This is a genomic window from Thermogemmata fonticola, assembly GCF_013694095.1.
GTDB lineage: Bacteria > Planctomycetota > Planctomycetia > Gemmatales > Gemmataceae > Thermogemmata > Thermogemmata fonticola.
Map to the genome: position 1 here is coordinate 213,891 of NZ_JACEFB010000006.1, position 21,243 is coordinate 235,133.

At 58.9% G+C, this 21,243-nt stretch carries 15 protein-coding genes and 1 tRNA gene; 5 read left to right on the top strand and 11 right to left on the bottom strand.

What is annotated here, in order from left to right:
* Nucleotides 1-13 precede the first annotated feature (13 nt).
* Nucleotides 14-2,146, top strand: a complete 2,133-nt coding sequence (locus H0921_RS18325) for a tetratricopeptide repeat protein (RefSeq protein ID WP_194538010.1) — start codon at nucleotides 14-16, stop codon at nucleotides 2,144-2,146.
* A 9-nt stretch (nucleotides 2,147-2,155) separates the two neighbouring features.
* Here the strand turns inward: H0921_RS18325 and H0921_RS10445 are convergent, their stop codons facing one another.
* The 3 genes from H0921_RS10445 to dnaG form a co-directional block, all read right to left on the bottom strand.
* Nucleotides 2,156-2,866: a zinc ribbon domain-containing protein gene (locus tag H0921_RS10445; RefSeq protein WP_194538011.1), complete on the bottom strand. Its 711-nt coding sequence runs from the start codon at nucleotides 2,864-2,866 to the stop codon at nucleotides 2,156-2,158.
* Between the two features lie 157 nt (nucleotides 2,867-3,023).
* Nucleotides 3,024-4,685: an RNA polymerase sigma factor RpoD gene (gene rpoD / locus H0921_RS10450; protein WP_194538012.1), complete on the bottom strand. Its 1,662-nt coding sequence runs from the start codon at nucleotides 4,683-4,685 to the stop codon at nucleotides 3,024-3,026.
* 81 nt (nucleotides 4,686-4,766) lie between these two features.
* The gene (gene dnaG / locus H0921_RS10455) at nucleotides 4,767-6,590 is read right to left on the bottom strand and encodes a DNA primase (RefSeq protein ID WP_194538013.1); all 1,824 of its coding nucleotides are present in this window, start codon (nucleotides 6,588-6,590) and stop codon (nucleotides 4,767-4,769) included.
* Nucleotides 6,591-7,033: 443 nt separating this feature from the next.
* Between dnaG and H0921_RS10460 the strand changes: the two genes are divergently transcribed.
* The 3 genes from H0921_RS10460 to H0921_RS10470 all read left to right on the top strand — a co-directional run bounded on the left by H0921_RS10460 (nucleotide 7,034) and on the right by H0921_RS10470 (nucleotide 10,148).
* A complete protein-coding gene (locus tag H0921_RS10460) occupies nucleotides 7,034-8,491 on the top strand; it encodes a putative sulfate exporter family transporter (protein ID WP_228499366.1) in 1,458 nt (485 codons plus the stop codon).
* Between the two features lie 69 nt (nucleotides 8,492-8,560).
* The gene (locus H0921_RS10465) at nucleotides 8,561-8,836 is read left to right on the top strand and encodes a hypothetical protein (RefSeq protein WP_194538054.1); all 276 of its coding nucleotides are present in this window, start codon (nucleotides 8,561-8,563) and stop codon (nucleotides 8,834-8,836) included.
* Nucleotides 8,837-9,179: 343 nt separating this feature from the next.
* Nucleotides 9,180-10,148: an LCCL domain-containing protein gene (locus H0921_RS10470; protein ID WP_194538014.1), complete on the top strand. Its 969-nt coding sequence runs from the start codon at nucleotides 9,180-9,182 to the stop codon at nucleotides 10,146-10,148.
* A gap of 139 nt (nucleotides 10,149-10,287) precedes the next feature.
* On the opposite strand, the gene H0921_RS10475 is transcribed toward H0921_RS10470, so the two are convergent.
* The 8 genes from H0921_RS10475 to H0921_RS10510 all read right to left on the bottom strand — a co-directional run bounded on the left by H0921_RS10475 (nucleotide 10,288) and on the right by H0921_RS10510 (nucleotide 19,323).
* Complete coding sequence (locus H0921_RS10475; protein WP_194538015.1) at nucleotides 10,288-12,492, bottom strand: hypothetical protein; 2,205 nt, start codon at nucleotides 12,490-12,492, stop codon at nucleotides 10,288-10,290.
* A 125-nt stretch (nucleotides 12,493-12,617) separates the two neighbouring features.
* On the bottom strand, nucleotides 12,618-13,721 hold the full coding sequence (locus H0921_RS10480; protein ID WP_194538016.1) for a polyprenyl synthetase family protein: 1,104 nt from the start codon (nucleotides 13,719-13,721) through the stop codon (nucleotides 12,618-12,620).
* Between the two features lie 3 nt (nucleotides 13,722-13,724).
* Nucleotides 13,725-14,231 (bottom strand): cyclic pyranopterin monophosphate synthase MoaC, encoded by a 507-nt coding sequence (gene moaC, locus H0921_RS10485; RefSeq protein WP_194538017.1) that lies wholly within the window; start codon nucleotides 14,229-14,231, stop codon nucleotides 13,725-13,727.
* A 150-nt stretch (nucleotides 14,232-14,381) separates the two neighbouring features.
* Nucleotides 14,382-15,299, bottom strand: a complete 918-nt coding sequence (locus H0921_RS10490) for a hypothetical protein (RefSeq protein ID WP_194538018.1) — start codon at nucleotides 15,297-15,299, stop codon at nucleotides 14,382-14,384.
* 29 nt (nucleotides 15,300-15,328) lie between these two features.
* Nucleotides 15,329-15,949: an ATP-dependent Clp protease proteolytic subunit gene (locus H0921_RS10495; protein WP_194538019.1), complete on the bottom strand. Its 621-nt coding sequence runs from the start codon at nucleotides 15,947-15,949 to the stop codon at nucleotides 15,329-15,331.
* A gap of 249 nt (nucleotides 15,950-16,198) precedes the next feature.
* Nucleotides 16,199-16,852 carry an ATP-dependent Clp protease proteolytic subunit gene (locus H0921_RS10500; protein ID WP_194538020.1) on the bottom strand — a complete coding sequence of 218 codons (654 nt, stop codon included), beginning with the start codon at nucleotides 16,850-16,852 and terminating at the stop codon, nucleotides 16,199-16,201.
* A gap of 296 nt (nucleotides 16,853-17,148) precedes the next feature.
* Entirely contained in the window at nucleotides 17,149-18,798 is a 1,650-nt protein-coding gene (gene tig, locus H0921_RS10505; protein ID WP_194538021.1) for a trigger factor, read from the bottom strand.
* A gap of 453 nt (nucleotides 18,799-19,251) precedes the next feature.
* Nucleotides 19,252-19,323: transfer RNA gene (locus H0921_RS10510), tRNA-Gly, on the bottom strand.
* Nucleotides 19,324-19,919: 596 nt separating this feature from the next.
* Between H0921_RS10510 and H0921_RS10515 the strand changes: the two genes are divergently transcribed.
* On the top strand, nucleotides 19,920-20,855 hold the full coding sequence (locus tag H0921_RS10515; RefSeq protein WP_194538022.1) for an ATP-grasp domain-containing protein: 936 nt from the start codon (nucleotides 19,920-19,922) through the stop codon (nucleotides 20,853-20,855).
* Nucleotides 20,856-21,243: the final 388 nt, after the last annotated feature.

The window sequence follows — 21,243 nt, forward strand, 5'->3', positions numbered from 1 at the left end:
TGTGGAGGCAGTCGTGATAAGAACGGAAGAAAAGGCGGTCCAACATGGACAGCGCCAGGGGATATGGCGCTGGTGGGCGTTGCTCGGCGTCTGCTTTGCAGCGGGACTTGGGGCGAGTTGGTGGTGGAAAACGCATGCTGGGACGCCAAGCTCGTCGGACTCGGATGCCGAGGTGCTAGCAAGTTCCACCAATGAGATGGATGAGCCTGGGGAAAAGAGGACATCTGTCGCGGCAGGCACCAGGGTTCAAGAGGGGGGCACTCATCCGAGTCCGTTACACAAAACCGCCTCGGCCACTGCCGGAACATTACCGGGAAAGGCGAACGACGGTGATGAGACATGGGACTTGCTTTTAGCGTTGGGGGAGTTTGAAAAGGCGCTCCAGCACTACGCCGGGGAGAGTGGTGAGGAACGAGTGCCTGAGAAGGAATGGCGCAAGGGGCTGGCCCTGGAAGGGTTGGGAAGATGGGATGAGGCGGAGAAACTGTATGACGAATGGGAAGGGAAAGTGGATGGCGATTTGCAAGCTTGGATGCGTTTGGGAAAGGTGCGGTGCCGGATGGCTAAAGGTGACTGGGAGGAAGCACGGCGGTGGAGGGCGAAGGTATTGCTACGGTCTGGGGAAGGAGATCGCCGTGTTGTGGAGGAGTGCCTGATCCTGCGTGCTCAGGAGTGGTATCAACGCCAGGGACAACCTGACCCTTTGGATCCCCTGACGGAGGGACAGTGGGCTTGGCCAACATCTCGCCCTGTGCACGAGCGGCTTTGCGAATGGTACTTGCATCATCCCGGACGCACGGCCCACAAAAGCGGTACAGTCAGGTGGCCCTGGGGATTCGCACGTGTGGAGATGGCACTGCGGGACGAAGTGGCCGAACTGATGCTAACTGCACGTTGGGGCGAGGCGACGGTCGGAGAGCAGTTGCGACGGCTCTGCGCCACCTTGGGATGGGAGTTGAGAGGGGACCCCGACACACTGAGTCGCCTCGAGACCGTCCGAACTGTGGTGGAGGTGAACTCGGTTCCATTGGGAGAAGTTCTCTCGGCTCTGGCCGATTGTGCGGGTCTCCATTGGCGGCGGGAGGAATGGCGGTGTTTTGTGCAGAGGAAGGAAACAAGGGATGAGGCGGCTGTCCTCTGGCGTGCCTGGTTCTGGGGAGGCGAACATCCTTGGACGGATGCAGTTGGGCTGCTCCTGGCGCAGGAGTACCGGGATATTGCTGAGGGGGAATGGTCCCGGAGGCTGTACCGCCACGTGCTGGAACGGGGGACGCCAGAGGTGCAGCGGTTGGCATTGTACAATTGGGCCGTGTTGGAGTGGGAGCAGGGACGCTATGCTGCAGCACGGGCCAGGTGGTATGACCTGCTGGACAGTGCGCCGGGAACCCTCTGGGCTTCGCGGGCGCATTGGTGGTTAGGCCGAGTCGCCCTCGAGAACGGGGACCTGACGGCAGCGGAACACCATTGGCAGGCAGTGCTCAGAGACCAAAATGCGGAATGGCAGTCAGCGGCCCTGTTGGGATTAGCATTCGTGGCTCTGCTGCGGGAAGATATGCATCAGGTGCAGCGGTTGTTTCAGCACCAACGATTGCCGGGACGAGAGCCATACGTAGCCTGGGCTGACTTGCTGGAAGGGTGGGGGCATTATCGACGCCATCCTACGCCAAGCCGGGCGGAGACGGTGGCGAATGCGCTGGAACGGGTTGCGGAAGCCTCAGCCTTCGGTGCTGCGGGCCGCTTTTGGGCCGGTCAGGTGTGGTATGCACTGGGACAGCCGGACCACATGATCCGGTGTTATGAAAATCAAGCACTCCGTGGTCGCAATCCGTGGGTCTTGCGGATGTGGAATGCTGTGGCCGACCATTATCATCGATTGGGACTGATTGCCCAATCCCGGCAGCGGGACTTGGCCCTGTTGGCGGTGGATCCGGACGGCTGGGGCCAAAGGGCGGCTTTGCGTTTGGCCGAGGCTGCTTGGCAGCAGGGTCAGGTGGAGGAGTGTATTCACTACGCCCAACGGCTGCGCCGCGCTGCGCCGGAATTGCAGCGTTCGGCGCTACTGTTGCTGGGTCGAGCCTACGAGCGTGCGAATCGTCACCGCCAGGCTGCAGAGTGCTTCGCCGGACGTTGGCCGATAGAAGAATAACGAGTGGCTTCAGGCATCCTCAGCATAATAAAGCATCCGGCCGCAATTGAAACAGCGGTGGAAGATGCCGCTTCGTAATTCCAGGATGGTTTGCTCCGATATTTGCGTGTGGCAGCCCTGGCAGTAGCGGTGCTTGACAGCGGCGAAGGCGTCTGGACCCATCGCACGAACCAGCTTGTCGTAACGCTCCCGCAAATCCTCGGGAATCTGTTCTTCCCAGCGGTTCAACTCCTGTTGGCTCAGTTGCAGGTCTTGCTGCAGGCGAGCATAGCGTTCCTCAGCTTCACGTTGGAAGACAGTATAATCTGCCTGAGCCTGTGCCCAACGCTTCTCCACTTCTGCCGTCGCGGCAGTCTTCTCTTCCAGTTCCATGATGGTTGCCAGGATGGCGTCTTCTAGGGCGCTTTTTTTCTCCTTGGCTTGGGCGATTTCGGATAGCTTGGCTTGGTACTCTTTCGCGGAGGTGATACTCAGGAGCTGTTCCTCCAGGCGGGCAAGGCGGGCCTCTGTCTGTTTGAGGGATCCTTCGTCTTCGCGCTGCTTGAGCTTGAGGCGTTTGATGGTTTCCAAGTGCCCCTCGTAAGCTCGACGTTCTTGTTCGAGTTCTTCCTGGCGGCTTTTCAGGACCCGTGGTCCGCGGTCGATCTCCTGTTGCAAGTGATGGATGTGGGAGCGAAGCCGGTGGCATTCCCGGATAATGTCGGTGATCAGAGGCGTCATGGCGAGAACCTCCTTCCCGGCATATTGTAGCGGATGCAGGAGGCCGCCGCGGGAACTGCTACAACAGGAACCGAGGGGACGGCCTGATTAGGTTGAGGGAAATGTCCCGCGGGAAGAGGATGCTAGGGTATCGAGAAGCGTTTGTGGAATCGAGGAATCAAGTGGAGTGCTGCCGGTAGGCCTCCAGGAAGCCTTCGAGTTGCCGGCTGCGGACCGGATGCTGGAGTTTGCGGACGGCCTTAGCTTCGATCTGGCGCACGCGTTCCCGCGTCACTTTGAAGATGCGTCCGACTTCCTCGAGGGTGTAGGAATAGCCGTCACCCAGGCCATAGCGCAGTTTGATGATTTCCCGTTCGCGGTAGGTGAGGGTCTTCAGCACGCCTTCGATCTTGTCGCGGAGCATTTCCTGAGCGGCGGCGTTCAGAGGGGATTCCGCGGTTTCATCCTGAATGAACTCGCCAAAAGTGGAATCGTCGGATTCGCCCACGGGGCGGTCCAAGCTGACGGGAGGCCGGCTGATGCGGAGGACCCGCACGCATTCGTCCGGGGGGATGTTGGCCGCTTTGGCTAGCTCCTCCATGGTCGGCTCTCGCCCTAGCTCTTGCACGAGGCGTTTGTTGATATTGCGGAGACGGGTCATGGTTTCGATCATGTGGACGGGAATGCGGATAGTCCGGGCTTGATCGGCAATGGCCCGTGTGATCGCCTGGCGGATCCACCAGGTAGCATAGGTGCTGAATTTGTAACCCCGGCGGTGTTCGTACTTGTCCACCGCCCGCATCAAGCCCGTGTTTCCCTCCTGAATCAGGTCCAGGAAAGACAAGCCGCGATTGCGATACTTTTTAGCGATGGAAACCACCAGGCGGAGATTGCCGCCGGAGAGATCGCGCTTGGCCTGTTCGTATTCTGCGAAGCGCTTGCGAATGACAGCGATCCGCTGGCGCAAAGTGGCAGGTTCTTCCAAAGTCATGAGCATCAGATCATGGAGTTCGCGTTCCGCGTTGGCGCGATCTTCCCGGCGGGCGCGATCCTGCCCTAAGGCGGCGATTTTGGCTTCCAATTCATCCATGCGCTGGCTGATCTGTTCCAGCTTTTTCATGAGCGGCTGGACTTTTTGTGTGCGGATGGACAATTCCTCGACCAGCGTGGCGGTTTTGCGGCGGCGGCGGCGGAGTCGCTCGCGCAGGCGTTCCTTTTCCTCCGGTGGGGTGCGCTCGTCGATCAGCCGGCAGAAGTCCTCGTAGTTAGCCTCCATGAGGGGTTCGAGGGTCCGCAGATTGTGGGGCATTCGGGCGAGGATTTTGTCCTTTTCCAGATTTTCCGTTTGAGAGATTTTGATCGTGCGATCGAAGGGAAGTTCGCCGCGGTGTACGCGTTTGAGAGTTTCGACCACTTGGCGGAGAGCATAATCGCATTCGAGGACCTTGCGGCGGAACCGCCGGCGCGTCAGCTCGATCCGCATGGCCAGTTGGACTTCCTGCTTGCGGTCGAGGAGCTTGATCTGACCCATCTGGGTCAGGTACATGCGCACGGGGTCATCGACATGGCGCCCATCGCCGTCGGCATCTTCCAGGAAGCTATCGCTGTCCGCGAGCAAATCCTCCGTCGCAGCGTCGCCGCCTTCAGGAGAGGGTTCTTCGTCCTCGGAGTCGATCACACTGATCCCGTGTTTGTCAAGCTGTTCGAGGATATCTTGCAAGCGGTCCGGATCAGCGACTCCCTCCGGCAGAGCGGCATTGAGATCGTCGTAGGTCAGGGAGCCGGTTTGTTTCCCCTTGGCGATGAGATTTTTGAGGATTCGATCGTCGGTGTTATCCATCCGCATGCCTCCCAAAACAACACGAGGGTCGGAAGTCCTGTTCCTGTCCAGGCTTGGGGTCCTGGTCCGAGGTTAGGGCAGTCAAAGGCCCGGTGACCCCTGGACTCCCCGATGGGTTTGCTGCCAACGGCGGAGCAGAGCTACGGCTTGCTCCGCATCGGCGGCGGCTAGTTGTTCCTTGAGGGCCTGCCGTTCTGCAGCCAGTCGCAGCTCTTGCAAGCGCTGCAGGACCCGTTGCAACCATTGGCCGCGATCCTGCATATGCTGTCCGACCAAATGCAAACGGCAGGCGTCATCATAGAGATCAGGCCGGTCGAACAAGCGTTCGCGCAGAGCATCCAGGTCCGGGATCCCGCCGCTGTGGTGGATGGCGTACAACTCGCTCAGAATGCGGCGCAGGCGGGGATGGCGCATGGCTTCCGCCGGCCAAACAGCACACGCTTGGGGAAGGAGGGCGGGGTCCGCTAGCAGGATTTCCACGAGTTGCTTTTCGGCTACGACCTGCGGATCGACCCGTGCCGCAGAAGGCGTCGAGGCAGTCACCGGTTCCTCGCAGGCGGCCGGTGGGGTAGTCTGCCGGTGCTTGCGGAGTTCCTCCAAGCGGTCCCAAACAGTTTCGCTCCGCAGGCGCAGGCGGTGGGCCAGCCGGTTGATCATCAATTCCTTCTTGACCCGTAATTCTGGGCTGGAATGCTCTGGGACCACCGCGATGACCTGGAGAATGGCATCGAGCACCCGGCGGGTTCCCTCGAGCGTGGTCGTGTCATACTGCTGGAAGAGGCGGTGCAGCTTGAATTCCAAGGCATCGCAGGCCGAAGCGAGAGCCTGAGCGAAGAGCGTCGGACCGTGACTTTGCGCTAGCAAATCGCAGGGGTCCAGTCCCGGCGGAAGCGTGGCAATGGCGACTTCCAGATCATGGGTGAGGAACAACTCCAGAGCGCGATCGGTACCCGTCAGGCCGCCAGCATCGGCATCAAAGACCAGGATGACCTTGGGGACAAAGCGCCGGATCAGGCTGATATGTCGGGCGGTCAGAGCGGTGCCCATCGTGGCAACCACCTGGGCAAAGCCGCATTGGTGGGCCATGAGGACATCGGTATATCCTTCGACGATGACGAGATAACCGGCAGAAACTGCGGCAGGGCGGGCGCGGTCCAGTCCATAGAGGACTTCACTTTTGCTGAACAGCGGTGTTTCGGCAGAGTTGTAATATTTGGGGGCACGGGTGGCGAGTGGCGAACTTGGAAGGATACGGCCCCCGAAAGCGATGACTTGGCCGCGGGGATCGCGGATGGGGAACATGATCCGATCGCGGAAGCGGTCGAACCAGCCGCGATTTTCCTGGCGTGCCAAGAGCAGGCCGGTTTCGACGAGGATTTGCGGATCGATGAGATCACGCCGGGCCTGTTGGAGGAGCCATTCGCCTGCGAGCGGGGCATAACCGAGGCCAAAATCGCGCACCGTGCCCCCATGCAGGCCCCGTTCTCCCAGGTATTTGCGGGCGGTTTCTGCCAAATCGGACTCCCGCAGGCATTCGTGGTAGCGCTGCTGGGCCCATTGGAGAACCTCCAGCCAGCGGCGACGCTGGGAAGCCGGTCCGGAGCTGGATTCGTCTTCCAAGCGGATACCGGCCCGCCGGGCCAGAATAGCCCGTGCTTCCCGGAAATCCACTTTTTCCATGGCCATGACAAATTGGAAGACATCGCCGTAGGCACCGCAAGCCCAACAGCGATAGCGTTGCCGTCGCGGGTCCACATCCAGAGACGGACGTGTGTCATCGTGGAACGGACACAGTCCTTTGAACGTGGCCCCTGCTGGCTTGAGGGTCAGATAGGAGCCTACGACGGAAACAATATCGCAGGCTGCCTTGATCGCTTTGGTCAACTCCACCGGGTCGGACGGCACAGCACGCCCTTATTGCAAAGTCCGTACATCCGTGTCTCGGAACGGCTTCCTCTGGAAACCCATCCCGTGACATCCTCACGGATCCATGACACCTCAATGCACATCGGCCTTTGCGGTCGGTAGTCGGGTTCCCTTTACCCCGGCTGCATTCTGAGCGTGGCGTTACGGTTGCTTTCGATTCACCCACGTGAATCGCCGTAATGAGCGCCGAAATATGGGGTGGGGTGGACCTCGAGCGATGCCGCGGCTCGTTTACGAACCATAAGGTCGGCGCATCAATCCGTTGATGCTGCGTGAATTATAGCCCTACCAGAGAGGGGGTCAAGACGAACTGGACAAACAGCAAAAGTTAGGGGCACGAGCCAAGACCGCCCATCTACCCGCCGCTTCAGGGTGATCTGTAAAACGGCAGAGCGTAGGTTCTCTTGCAAACAGCCGGTCTCATGGGGCGACGGCAGGCGATGAAAAGCGTCTGGAACAACGAAGACGGCTGGGCACTCGTCCTCGGACTGGGCCTCTTTCTGCTCGCGCTGGGGCCGATCGTGGGGATGGATGTTCTGGGCTGGGCCGTAGCGACGCAAGTTTGGCGCGAACCCGTTCGAGCCATACAACCGGTGTCGAAAGGATACGCCTCCTGGGGCGGCGGAGCGGCGCTTGGGCTGACCTTTCTGTTCCTGCTCGGCGTGCTCACGGTCGCCGTGATGCTCATGGGTGGGAAGGTGCGCCGCTTTGTGCCAGCTTTTACTGTGGTCTTCGGCCTGAGTTTTCTTTGCTGGTGGTTGGGGCATTGGGTCTACATCGCCGCGACTCCGGATAAGCGACCGGCTTGGGGGGTATCTTGGTCCTTAGGACTGACAGGCGAGGCCGGTTACTTGCTGGCCTTGATCGCGGGATTACTCCTCGGCAACTTCTGGCCCAAAGCTGCGGCGACCCTGCAGGAAGCGATCCGCCCGGAGTGGTACATCAAGACGGCCATCGTGGTGATGGGAGCGGCGGTGGGGGTCAAGGCCGCCGAAGCTAGCGGGTTGGCCGCGGCGATCCTCTTCCGGGGCTTCGCCGCAATTGTCGAAGCCTATCTGATCTATTGGGCACTGGTGTACTTTGTCGCCCGCCGTTACTTCGGCTTCAGCCGGGAATGGGCGGCGCCGTTGGCTTCGGGCATTTCTATTTGCGGCGTCTCAGCAGCCATCGCCACAGGGGCAGCCATCCGCGCGCGTCCCGTGGTCCCCATTTTGGTCTCTTCGCTCGTGGTGATTTTTTCGGTGGTGGAATTGCTGATACTCCCCTGGATCGCTAGCCACCTGCTGGTCCATGAACCTCTGGTCGCAGCCGCCTGGATGGGATTGGCCGTCAAAACGGATGGAGCAGCGGTGGCCAGTGGAGCGATTACGGAAGCTCTGGTATACGCTCAGGCTTCCTCTTCCGGTCTCTACTACGATCGCGGTTGGATGCTCATGACCACAACCACCGTCAAGGTCTTCATTGACATTTTCATCGGCATCTGGGCGTTCCTGCTCGCAATTATCTGGACCTGTGCGATCGATCCCAAGCCGGGAGAACGACTTCCCCTGCGGGCGATCTGGGAGCGATTCCCGAAATTCGTCCTCGGCTACCTCGCCACGTTCGCACTGGCCCTCATTTTGGCTCACACCCTCACTCACCGGGGAGGAGAACTCAAAACCGCCATCGAACAGGTGGATATTTTTCGCAGATTGTTCTTCGTCCTGACCTTTTTCACCATCGGCATGACCTCCAATTTCCGCAAACTGAGAGAGGAAGGACTCGCGCGATTGGCCCTCGTGTATGTGATCTGCTTATTTGGGTTTATCCTTTGGATTGGATTGGCAATCTCCTGGCTCTTTTTCCACGGAGTTTATCCGCCGATCGTGCAGGGGAACTAGGAACAACACCGGCCTGCATCAATCAGTGGGCGGAAGATTGCACAAGCCGGATTATTAGGAGCGACACTTATGTCACCGACGCACGATACACCGGCAGGGGACAAGCTGGTGACTTCCCCGGATCCCGGAGGAGAAGGGGAGGGCAGATCGTCGGCGGAGTCTCAGCCTTCCGCGGCGGAGCATGCTCCCACTTTCGCTCAGGAGATGGCACGCATTCCCTATGAACCCTTACTGGGAGCGGAAAAGAAATTGATCGTTGGCTCGTTGCTTTTGGGATTGGTCTTGTTGATCGTCCTATATGGTTTGAGCCAACTTTTCTTTACGGTTCCGGCGGCCGGACATTAGCTCGTCGTTAGATTGGAATCTCTCGGCGAAGCCTTTCTCCTCATAGTCCCTCATATTTTCGCATTAGCAAACGCCAACAATACGGATGGAAATCACGAGAGCGAGATTGCCGATTGGGAGGGGGAAAAATGCGTTTCAGACCCGGCAGGCGGGAATTTCTGGATTTGACAATGGACATTTTGGAGGCCAGATTATAGTATAAGCCCTTTCTCTCCCCCCTACTCAAATTTGGGCTTGGCAAGAGAGCGGTCGTTCGGGTAAGGGTAACGTCTGACCTCTCCACCGCAGGAAGCGGTCACTTCCTATACCGGAGGGATCCGTAGATCAAGCGGAGGGCAATCGTATGCCCCAGACGTGGAGCCGGACAGGTATTGTGTGCGCAACAGTGGCAACTTTGGGGCTAACGGCTTGGAGTTCCCAAGGCGGAATGGCTTCACAACCGCCGGGTACGGAGGGAGGGAATCGGTCCACTCCGGCCGGCGTGGAGGTCGAAGTCAAGTGTTGCGACGACAGTGTGCTCAAATTGCGGCTCTTGGATGAGAAACTGGAGCTGCAGACCAAATATGGGGTGCTGAGTATTCCGGCGGCGGACATCCGGCGCATCGAGTTTGCCCCACGGATTCCACCCGCCGATGCTGAACGGATCTCCTTGGCGATTTCGCGCCTCTCTCATCCGGACTACCAGATCCGGGAGCGAGCCTCGGCGGAGTTGCTCACATTCCGGGAACGGGCTTATCCGTTTCTGCTCCGAGCGACCAAAAGCGACAATCCGGAAGTTAGCCGGCGAGCGGAGGAAGCGATCCGGGCCATTCAAAGCCGCGTACCGGCCGCCTTGCTGGAATCCCGCGAGTACGATCTGGTCACCACCGAGGATTGTAAGATCGTCGGCCGCTTGACCACGTCGGCCCTGCGCGTCCATACCACTCAGTTCGGCGAACAGTTGCTACGCCTGTCGGATTTGCGCGTTCTTAGCGCTGGTAGTACCGCGAGTGAGACCGCAACCGCTCCCCCGGCTCCTACCAATCTGATGGCCTTCCAGCACCAGTTTGGCAAGGAATTGACCTATACCTTGACGGGCTACACGCCGGGTACCGGTCAGGCCAATGTCTGGGGCACGGATGTGTACACTCTGGATTCCCACTTGGCAGCGGCGGCAGTCCATGCCGGTGTAGTCCAGCCGGGTAAGACGGCCGTCGTCCACGTTCGCATTGTGCAATCTCCCCCGCAATTTATCGCCAGTTACCGCAATGGCATCAACAGCACCGCCTACGGGAACTACCCGGCGGGGGCCTACGAGTTTGTCCGCAAATGACTGATCCAAGTTGGTGTCAGAAACCAACCTGCGACACGCGGAACCAGATGTGGCTCTAGCCAAGGTACTGCAACGTAATCCGGGAGGGTTCTCCTCCCCGTGAAGTACCGCTCTCCCTCTCTCTTCTAGCGGCGCCATTCTAACGGCGCAACTCGTTGAGGGTGTAATAGGCCTCGGGATGCAGGAGGGCCTCACCTTGGGCATTCCGAATTCCTTCCAGGCGGATCTCGTAAACGCGGCCTTTCCGTAATCCCTCGACCGGCACGGTCAAAGTGCGGCGATCGGGCGAGAGGACCAGCGCTCCGACCTTTTCCGCACGGGTATCAATTTCCGGGCAGCCGTAGTTACTGTGGTAGATGTAGGTGAAGGAACTCACCGTGATCGGAGGACGCGGTTGAGCCGGGGCAATGCTGGCCGGGTCGAGTGGTTGAGTAAACACCAAATCGAAACCTTGGGGGGTGAGGGTGATGTGGTGAACCTCGAATGGCTCCTTACCGGTGTAGATGAGGCGTTGCAAGCCGTAGGGTTTGCCTCCGAGCGATCCCCAGCCGCGGTTGGTTTGCCCGATCATCAAGCTACCGTCGGGTGCGAAGCACAGCCGATTGACACCACATTGTAATCCGGAACGGAAGGGGAAGCATGCCCCTTGATAGACCCCGTTGACTTGCTCCAGTGCCACTCGCATGACCGTCGCACGTGTTTGGTCTCCGACGAAGCATTGACCTGCAAAGGGGCCGAATTTTCCTCCCGTGGTATCCCAAACCGGCTCGCTTACGGATTGGCCCATGCGGCCATAAGGGAACCAGATGGCGGGAGGGTCATGCGGGGGATAGCGGCCCGTGAAGCGGCCCGATCCATCAACCCCATCGTAGCGCATGCCACTCGCTGCTTTATCTGGCAGAAGACCAGCGAAAGGGGAATCTTTGACCCAGCGCAGGCTAGCCTGATGGCCGAAAAATCGACCAGGGCGAATGTGATGCATCTTGTTGGTCGCCACCCACTCCCCTTGGTTGTCGCAGTAGAACAACTCGCCGTCGGGAGAAAAGTTGATGCCATTGGGCGAACGCAATCCGCAAGCCACCGGCTCAAGCCGCCCCTGCGGAGTGACCTTGACGCACCAGCCGCGCCAGGGAACCTTGGCCTGATGCCCGCCGCCAAAACCGACGTTGAGGGTAATGTAAAAATTCCCCTGTTTGTCACGCGCTGGACCGAAGGCGAACTCATGGTAATCGCCGGAAACTCCCCATTGGTCACACACCGTGACATACTCATCGGCTAGCCCGTCCCCATTCACATCGCGGATGCGGGTCAACTCCGGACGTTGGACCACGTACACCACTTGATTGCTTTCCACCCATAGTCCCAAGGCTTCATGGAGGCCGGAAGCAAAACGATGGAAGCGGACTTGCTGGGGGTCCTCCGCCAGGGCATTCTCAATCCGCCAGATTTCCCCGCGCCGAGTGCAGGCCAGAAGCTGCGAGTCTGGCCGAAACCCTAGCCCGCCGACCTCCAACACACAATCGCTGGGCAAAGGAATGGTCAGCAAACGGTAATGTTCCGCCTCGCGTCCACCACGGGCAATAGCGGGAGTAGCTGTCCGTTGGAAGGGAAAGTCCTTGTCCAATTGCTGACGAACTCCCGCCGGTAGGACCGTGGGAAGTTGAGCGGGATTGATATAAACGGCCCAATCACCGCCAGCTTGCCCAATCTTGAGAAGCAACTCATTGCTGCCGCGCTGGATGTCTAATTCGACAAAGTCCTGGTCCGCAGCCGCCGCCCGATGATACGGTTCATGGAGCAAGCGCTTGCCATTGAAAAACACACTCAGTGTATCGTCGCTGCCCAAGGACACCGCCAACCGGAAGGCCAAGGGAGACTCGAAGCGGTGGTACAAATAGGCCACAGTGTTGGTTCGATAACGCGGATACAAGCGGATGAGATCGAAAATCCGGCCCGGAGTAAAACCTTCCAACTTTTGCCAGGTGACCTTCTGGTTGCCTTTCCCCAAGTAACTGGCTGTCGGATCAAATTTCTTTTCCGGTGGATACGGGGTGTCGAAACCAGCGTTGTCCGTGTTGTCAAACGGGCCGATGTGGTACCATTCCCCCTCCAAATTGGGTAAGCCGAAGGCGGCAAGCGTCGCACGGATGGTATCGGCGCGATTCCCTTTTTTGACGTACTGGCCCTTGAGGAGGGGCGAATCGGAAGCCGGTGCTTGCATCGCGGCGGATGCTTCCCAAGGAGCGGCGGGCACTTCTGAAACTCGCCATCCTCCGGCGATCCCTGCCATCAAGAGCAGCACCATGGTCCAGACAACACGCCGCCGGATCAGAAGGGGATTCATGGTGGGAACAATTGGAGTTCAGGGGGGCAGGTTCACATCTTCCGTTGACGCCAACATATCTGAGCAGTGAGGGAACGACAATGGGATGGGGAGAACAGTTTGGCAGGGGATGAGGCTGACAGCCGTCAAACGTTCCGTTGCAAGGACCAATCGATGAGGGAGTCGAGGAGATCGCGATGAGTGGATGGGGGAAACGCTAGCAGAGCAGCGCGGGCAGTATGAAGGGCCTCTTCAGCCCGGCGGCGGGCGTACTCCAGCGAACCTTGGCGTTGCAAAACGGCCAGAATGTAGGAGTAGCGCTCGGACTGGCCATTCTGCAACATCTGGCAGAACTCCTCGGCTTCGTTCCGTGGCATCTGACTTAGAGCATGGATTATAGGCAAAGTCGCTTTACCCTGGATAAGATCGGTACCAAGTGTCTTGCCGGCGGTATCTTCCCGGCCGGTCAGATCGAGTAGGTCGTCGATGATCTGGAAGGCTCGGCCGAGGGAACGTCCATAAAGGCAGGCCGCTTGGACCATCTCCTCGGTACCCCCGGCGTAAACGGCGCCGAGCTGGGCTGCGCATTCGGTCAAGGCGGCTGTTTTGTCATCAATGATTCTCAGGTATTTCGCTTCCGGCAAATGCCAGTGCCCGCGCTCGGCCCATTGGAGCAGTTCCCCGGCACAGACGCGGTTGGTGGCCGATCCAATAAGCCGGCAAGCCCGTTGATCCACCGAAGCGGCCAGATGAAAGGCGTGAGTGAAAAGCAGGTCTCCCAGGAGGATCGCTGTCTTGTTCCCCCAACGAGCGTGTACGGTGGGAAGATGCCGGCGCTGCGCAGCTTCGTCGAGCACGTCATCGTGGATCAGCGTGGCGGTGTGGATCATTTCGACCACTGCTGCCAGGGTGTAATGGGCCGGCACGGTATGCCCGCAACTGCGTGCCACAAGCAGCAACAGGGCAGGGCGGAGGCGCTTTCCCTGGTAGGCCTGGAGGTGGTTCAGCAATTCTGGGAAGCGTTCTCGATAAGGGGATAACTCCTGGTGCAGAACCGCTTCCACAGCGGCGAGTTCCTCAGCCAGTGGGGCCAGCAGGGAGTCGATCTTCCTGGGGGGAGGTGCCGGAATCGGAGAGGGAGATGCGTGCGGGGGAGAGCCGTGGCTGTCGTGCGGATTGACCTGGGTGTCCGTGTCCCGGTGGATGGTCGTGGGTTGGCTGCGAAGTCCGCTGCGGGTTGCTGGACGCATGGTTTACTCCCTTGGCGGTTCGACGTCTGTTTTGGCCCGTTGATAGTGGCCGCTCCGGCCGCCGCTCTTCTCCTCCAAGCGGATATCTTCGATGCTCATGCTTCGATCGAGGCTCTTGCACATGTCGTAAACGGTCAGGGCCGCTATACTAACCGCCGTCAGGGCTTCCATTTCAACACCGGTCTGGCCGCGAACCCGGACTGTGGCCTCGATTCGCAAGGAGTCTTCTCCTTCTTCGGCAAAGTCGATGTGGATGGCAGTGATCGGCAGGGGGTGACATAAGGGAATCAATTCCGCCGTTTTTTTCGCCGCGAGAATCCCTGCTAACCGGGCGGTTTCGAGGACAGCTCCCTTGGGAAGCTGCTGCTCGCGTATGGCTTGGAGGGTCTGGGGCTGCATCCTGACTCGTGCCGAGGCCCGCGCTAGCCGGTCTGTCACCTCCTTATCGCCCACGTCCACCATGCGGATTGCACCTTGGGCATCCAGGTGACTGAACGATGCTTCGGACATCGTATGGCCCCTCCCACTCTTGGGAACGCGATCAGTTCTGCCGGGCTGGTGCCCGCTTGGCCCTGTCCGATTCCCGGACTCCAATGAACCTTCTGTCAAGGTCCCACTTTCTACCCTAGGAAATTTGCGGTTGCTCGCTGCCAAATCCAATCAAAGCGAATGACAGGAGGAGGGAGAATGCAGAAAACAATGCGGGGAAACGGAAAAAAGTGGAAACGTTCCGACGCCGCCTTGCGGTGACGGTACACGATCGAAGGACATACTGCCCGGAGGCGGCAGCTCTTCGACAGGTGGAGGTGTGCCCGGCGGTAAAGGCTCAGGAAAAAGCGGTTGCTGTCCAGAGACCGGCGGAGGAGGCAGAGGAGAGCCAGGTTGGGGCGGTAAAACGGGAGTCGGAACTGGCTTGATGCGGATGTCCCGGTCCGTTTCAAAGACTCTTCCATCCAGTGCTGTGAAGCGGACGGCGATCCGCAGGCGTTCGTAGCGGGGATAACGCGGCCAGGGTAAACTGAGAAAATAGCCGCTACTAATCCACCCTTGCCGCCAAGTGGGGCGCAGGCGTTCTGGGGAGATGGCCCAGGAACCGAGGAACTCTTTTTGTCCGGAGGGAGCCACCTCCCAGAGCCAAACTTCCACGCGGCCTGGCACTTTCACCACCGCGTCGTCTTCATCCTTGGGGGCCACCACGACCATAAGGGCTTCGTCTCCTGGTGCCCCGTCTTCGTCGATGCCCCCCGTGCCGCGAGCCAGAGTGACCTGCCGGAGGGGTATGGATGACGGAGGAGCGGTCGAACCAGTGACTGCACCGGCAGGATGCGGGCACGGTAGCTGGCGGGCGTACGCCTCGTTGAGATGGCGGGCCTGTTCCAAGGCGCTGCGGGTCTCTGCCAGTTCACGCTCGCGCTGCCGCAGTTCCGCTTCGAGTAGGTCGTAACGTTTGTGAGGACGGCAGGCCGCGGAAACGAGGAGCGCCGCCGTGCATACCAAGATCAACCACCGGTAAAACGCCTGGGAACCTGTATAGCAGTACCCCCCGAACGTCCGGCAGTTGCTGATCTCCTCCCTCACGGCGATCCCCGCTGGTAGTTTCAGGATGGTCAGCCGCTTCCACCCGGTGTGACGCCGATCTGCTCCGGATGAATCCGCTCCAACACCTTGTCAATTAGCCCAAAATTCAGGGCCTCCATCGGGGACATGAAATTGTCCCGATCGGTCCCCTTGCGGATCGTCTCGATCGACTGGCCCGTATGTTTGGCGAGCAGCTCATTGAGCATCTCGCGAGTCCGCAGGAACTCCTTGGCATGGATAATGATTTCTTCGGTTGTTCCCTCCGTGCCACCCAACGGTTGGTGGATCATAATCCGGGCGTGGGGCAGAGCATAACGCTTCCCTTTGGTTCCCGCCGTCAGCAGCATAGCACCCATACTGGCAGCTTGGCCGATACAGTAGGTGGCCACGTCGCAGGTCACAAATTGCATTGTGTCGTAAATGGCCATGCCGGCTGTGACGCTGCCGCCGGGACTATTGATGTACAAGTGTATGTCCTTTTTCGGGTCCTCAAACTGCAAGTACAGGAGTTGGGCCACCACCAGGTTGGCCGACTCATCTGTGACAGGACCCTGCAAGAAAACGATCCGGTCTTTCAGCAGGCGGCTATAGATGTCATAGGCCCGCTCTTCGCGGCCATGGCTTTCCACGACGATCGGTATCAAAGGCATTGAGGTCACTCCTCCTGCGAACCGCCGTCGCGTCCGAAGGGTAGATCGGATTGGCGGCCCGCCCTTGATGAAACAACCTGTATACACGCGGCCCAGGTCAACACTTCCGTGAGGTTGGGATAGGGGCTGGGGAAACAGGAGCGGTTATGCTGCGGATGGCAACCCTGCAATTTGCGCGCGGATAGCAACACCGCTCTTCCGCCCAGACTGCTGAGACTCTTTTTGTGCGGCATATGCCGGCCGTTGACCTTACTTCTTGTCCTCCGGTCGCGTCAGGACTTCATCGACCAGTCCGAACGCCTTGGCCTCATAGGCATGGAAGTAGCGGTCTCGATCCGTCTCGCGGGCAATCACCTCCAACGGCTGGCCCGTATGCCGGGCAAGGATTTCGTTGAGGCGTTGCCGCTCCTTCAAAATCTCGTTGGCCTGAATCTCGATGTCCGACACCTGCCCAGCCACCTGACCGTAGGGTTGATGGATCATCACCTTGGAGTTGGGAAGACAATAGCGCTTCCCCTTTGTGCCGGCTGCCAGGAGGATGGCGGCTCCGCTCGCGGCCAGACCCATGCAGTACGTATGGATCGGTGCCTCCAGAAACTGCATGGTATCGTATACCGCCAAAGTGGCCGATACGCTCCCTCCCGGACTGTTGATGTACATGTGAATGTCGGCGGTCTTGTTCTCATACTGCAAGTACAACAGCCGCTGGATGATCACGCTGGCCAGAAAGTCGGTGATCACCGGACTCCCCCCGGTATCGGGGCTGGCACCGACAAAAATGATCCGGTTTTCCAGCAGCAAGTCCCCCAGCGTCATCATCCGCTGCCGGGAGTATTGGCTGCGTTGCAACAGCGGTTGCAGCGGTCCTGCTACTGCTTCCATAGGGTTCCAAAGTGTGGGCATAACCGTGTTACCTTTCTAGACCCGCACACGTGTGCAGGAGATCCAGGTCCCTTTCCTGGCATGCTATCGAGTCCGTCAAGACCTGTCCCTGCCACCCTCGCCATGCCTCCACGATTGGACCTGCTCGCGCTCTGAATCCTCTCGCTTCCTCCCTCCCCCCAACAATTAGCCAGAGGGTCAAGGTGATGATCGGCCCAACGTAGGGTTCCCCGCCGGATTGTGATTGATGCAGCCTCTGACGGAGGGGATTGGCTCCGCTTTTTCACGATGCCGCGGAACTTGGGCGGCGGAGAAACTTAACCTGCCGACGTCTGGGACGACGGTGCGGAAGACGCACTGGCAGGGTTACTGGTCCCGCCGTCTGCTGCCTGGCCGGCAGTCTCACTGGCCTCCTGCTCGGTTTCCCCTTCTTCTGTCACCAATTGCTCCGTCACCCCGGTCATGTGCCATTCGTAGTCCTCAAATTGGGCGTGTCGGAGCACGGCTTCCAACGCTTTCCGTTCCAGCAAAATGTTGGCGATCGCTTCAGTAAGGTCTTCCTTTTCCACCCGTGCTTTCATTTTGCGATAGCTGATGCCTTGTGTCCTCGCCAGACGCTGGATTTCCTGATCGATGTCTTCATCACTGATTTCGATTTTTTCCACTTCTGCGATCTTTTGCAGGAGGAAGTAGGAACGCAATTCGTGGTGGGCTGTCAATGCGGCTTCCCGGCGCAGTTGTCGCAGTTGGGCCCGTATTTCCTGCTCACTCTTGCCCTCTTGGTGCAACTCCAGAATGCGACGCTGGAGCAGACGGCGCGTTTGCCGTTCGAGCAAGTCCTCGGGGATGTCAAACCGCACCGATTGCAGTAATTGCTCCAGAACCTGCCGACGTGCCTCCTGCTGCTGGTACTGTTCCAAGCGCTCTTGCAGCAGATTCTGGATGATATCAAGCAGTTCCTGGTAACTATGGACGCCAATGGTACTGGCTAGGAACTCCGGAGTGGGTTCCGGCAGGCGCACTGTCTTGACTTCCTGAATCTTCAGGCGCAATCGGGTGCCGGGTTTGGCGAGCGGAAATCGGTCTGTTGGCTTAATCTCCGCTTCGATCACATCTCCGGCTCGTCGGCCGCCTATGAGCTTGCCGAAGTCTTCCACCACGCCGAACGGTCGGAGCAGCAAGCGTTCCTGCACCTTGAAAACTTGGGCTTCCAAGTGGGCGAGTTCCTTGCCGTCGGGCGCGAACACCTCCACGGTGGCACTGATATGATCGCCCAATTCGACCACTGGCTCACTGCCCGCCGGTCCTTCCTTGGGGACAATCTGGCCGTAACGTTCCAGAAAGGCTTTCGCTTCCTTTTCAATTTCGGCAGGGGTGAAAGTGTGCACCGGCCGACGAATCTTGAGGCCTTTGTATTCCGGCAACTCGAACTCCGGCCGCACTTCCACATCGAACTCATAGATGAATGGTCCCTCAGACGGCAGGGTCAAAGCGTAGGGATCGAGATTCGGCGGGCTGAGGGGTGCAAGCTTCTGCTCCTCAGCCAATTGTTCCAGACTGGCCATGAGGACTTCGTTTTTGACTTCCTCCGCGACTTGATCCCGATACATGCGCTCGACCAACTTTCGGGGTGCCTTGCCAGGCCGGAAACCCCGCACCGCCGGGCGTTCCTCCAGCATCAGCTTGGAAATCTTTTCATCCATCCGCTGATCGATTTGAGCACGATCAACAATCACCTTGACATGCTTTTTGCACGGCCCAACGTCGGTGATTTCGACAGTCTGCTGCAAGCGTGGTGGCACGCCATCGTCCTTGCCAACGCTCGGTGCCATTTCCGTGGGGCCGGATGCCGGTGAGTCTGCCGTCCCTGCCTCGGCGACCGCGACCGACGCCGCATCCCCCGGCGCATCATTGCTTACCGCCTCGGATGCCTCTCCTTGTTGTCTCTGGGCGTCGTCAGGTAACATCGCTGGTTCTCCCTACTGGGGCTAGCCTCTCCCCCGGTGTCTTCAGGATCGGTCAGGGATTGGACGCGCTTCCCTCCACGCTCCGATCCGCCCTGACTTCCTTGTACCGACCCGTTCTTGCTCCTAGCTCCTGCCAGCGTGCCTTCCATCCTCCGCAAGCCGACAGTCTCCATCGCCTAGGAAAGGGGATTTTACGAGAAACCCGAAAAGCCGGAAAGCCGCCCACAGCGTTCCGGTTACGGAAAAAGTTATCATCTTCGTTCGATGAATGTTTGCCGTATGGACCTCAATCAGGAGAAGCCCCCATGATCCTTGGAGCGTTGATGGGGCAGTGCTCACTGTGATGGGTTAGTGCTCATAAGGGAAGGGTGCAAGTGGGCGTTCACTAAGTGATGGAAAAAGAACTGATCCTCGCGGTTTTGTTTCACCTCTCGGACATGATAATTGCTACAGAGCGGGTGATGGGACTCGAACCCACGACAGCCTCGTTGGCAACGAGGTACTCTACCACTGAGTTACACCCGCATGCGATGCCGTTCATTGCCTAATGTATATCCCCCGCCCGCCGGAATTCAAGAGGGAACCCACTCCAATTTTCCTGAACCGGCTGGGAAGAAGCGTCGGTGCAGGCATCGGCTGGGACGGTGTTCCACCGGCTGGATCAGAAGGGAAGAATACCCCCCTCGACCTCGGGAAAGGCTCCTCATGGGCGGCCATCTGTACAAAAAAACAAAAAAGTGGAATTTTTTACTTGACTTCCGGGATTTTATAGTACATTTTTATAGTTAGAGTGCGAGAAAGAGGGGTGAAGCTGACTGGTAAGGGAAGCGATCGAATGCTGGATGACGGAGGATGATGGGAATGTGGAGATCACAATACCAACGGCTAAATCTGTCGGTGAAAGAGAGACTGTCCGGAGTTGGCTATCAGGAAGTGCCGCCGATGGAAGTGAGAGATACCCATTCAGAGAGGCGAGAGCACGTGCAGTGGCATGGCAAACGGCCGATTGCTTTCGGTACAACCTTCGTCAATAAGGTAATGTCTCATGGATTTTTGTAAATTTGAGAGATTAGGAGAGCGATGGGCTAGAAAGCATTCAGAAAAAACTGGAGGATTCAGTCATGAAAATCTACGTCTATGAGCATCTGACAGCAACAGGATTAGGGAAGGAACCGGACTCGGCAGAGCACGGGATGTACCGGGAGGGCTGGGCGATGCGGTCGGCACTAGAGGCGGATTTGCGTCAAGTTTCGGGGTTGGACGTTGTGGATGATCCGGCCGCGGCGGAAGCGGTGGTGGTGATCGCCCCGGAGACAGGAGGGGTGCTCGCCGAGTTGTCGGCAGGGTGGGATCGCCGGCGCGTTTGGCGATTGGGGCCTTCGCGGGAAACCATCCGCCTGGCGAGTGACAAGTGGGCGTTGGCCGAACACTGGCGTCAGAGGGGAGTGCCGACTCCACTAGTGCGCTTAGGCCAGCCTCGCCCGCAGGACCGATACCCCCTCGTGTGGAAACCACGGGATGGGTGTGGCTCCCAGGCCACTTTCCTGGTGCATCGTTGGGAAGAGGTGGGCGGTTTGGAGTCCCAAGTGGAGGGGTGCGAAATGATCGTGCAAGACTATGTCCCCGGCCAAGCAGCCAGCGTAGCGTTTTTGTGCGGGCCGCAGACAACCTTGCCCCTCCTTCCGGCCTATCAGCACCTGAGCACCGATGGTCGGTTTCGCTATCAGGGCGGTGCCTTGCCATTGCCTGCGGAGTTGGCCCAGCGAGCGGTTGAGTTGGGTCAACGTGCGCTGGCACACCTTTCGGGTCTGCTCGGTTATGTCGGAGTGGACGTGGTATTGGGCGAGGCCGCCGATGGCAGCCAAGATTACGCCATCGAGATCAATCCGCGCTTGACGACGTCCTACATCGGACTGCGGGTCGCTTGTTTGGACAATTTGGCGGGAGCAATGGTCGAGGTGGCGCTGGGTCGATGGGTAGGCCGTCTCCGTTGGAAGTCGGTTTCTATCCAGTTTTCCGCCGACGGCACTTGGACCGAATGTACCTGGAACCACTAGCCATCCAAAAAAATTTTGGATTTCGACTACCTTTTTCCGAAAGGAAGCGTATATTGCAATGAACCATCTTGGGTGGACCGAGATGGCGAGGAAGCTCAGAACTGAATTGGCGTACTCGGTCGGATGAAGCGGACGATTAGCTTGACGAGCCTTGCGACAGGTCATTCCCTGCCTTGCCTTCGCTCTGAAGCGTATCACGCTGGCCTATCTCCGGTACGTTTCTGCTCGGAAACCACTCCGTGGGTTGAGAGGTGAGCTGCGGTAGTTCACATCCCCGGTGTGCTGTTGTCTGGGGGAGAGTTTCAGTCGCTATGAGCTTCCCGGTTGCTCCGAGCAACTGAGCAAGGTTTAGTGGTGTGCATCCCGGCAGCACCGTAAACAGGACCGG

Excerpts from the sequence above, each read along its gene's own strand:
- H0921_RS10470 (WP_194538014.1), top strand. The coding sequence starts at position 9,180 with ATGCCCCAGACGTGGAGCCGGACAGGTATTGTGTGCGCAACAGTGGCA.
- H0921_RS10480 (WP_194538016.1), bottom strand. The coding sequence starts at position 13,721 with ATGCGTCCAGCAACCCGCAGCGGACTTCGCAGCCAACCCACGACCATC.
- H0921_RS10515 (WP_194538022.1), top strand. The coding sequence starts at position 19,920 with ATGAAAATCTACGTCTATGAGCATCTGACAGCAACAGGATTAGGGAAG.
- H0921_RS10445 (WP_194538011.1), bottom strand. The coding sequence starts at position 2,866 with ATGACGCCTCTGATCACCGACATTATCCGGGAATGCCACCGGCTTCGC.
- rpoD (WP_194538012.1), bottom strand. The coding sequence starts at position 4,685 with ATGGATAACACCGACGATCGAATCCTCAAAAATCTCATCGCCAAGGGG.
- tig (WP_194538021.1), bottom strand. The coding sequence starts at position 18,798 with ATGTTACCTGACGACGCCCAGAGACAACAAGGAGAGGCATCCGAGGCG.
- H0921_RS10495 (WP_194538019.1), bottom strand. The coding sequence starts at position 15,949 with ATGCCTTTGATACCGATCGTCGTGGAAAGCCATGGCCGCGAAGAGCGG.
- H0921_RS10465 (WP_194538054.1), top strand. The coding sequence starts at position 8,561 with ATGTCACCGACGCACGATACACCGGCAGGGGACAAGCTGGTGACTTCC.
- H0921_RS10460 (WP_228499366.1), top strand. The coding sequence starts at position 7,034 with ATGGGGCGACGGCAGGCGATGAAAAGCGTCTGGAACAACGAAGACGGC.
- H0921_RS10475 (WP_194538015.1), bottom strand. The coding sequence starts at position 12,492 with ATGAATCCCCTTCTGATCCGGCGGCGTGTTGTCTGGACCATGGTGCTG.
- moaC (WP_194538017.1), bottom strand. The coding sequence starts at position 14,231 with ATGTCCGAAGCATCGTTCAGTCACCTGGATGCCCAAGGTGCAATCCGC.
- H0921_RS10500 (WP_194538020.1), bottom strand. The coding sequence starts at position 16,852 with ATGCCCACACTTTGGAACCCTATGGAAGCAGTAGCAGGACCGCTGCAA.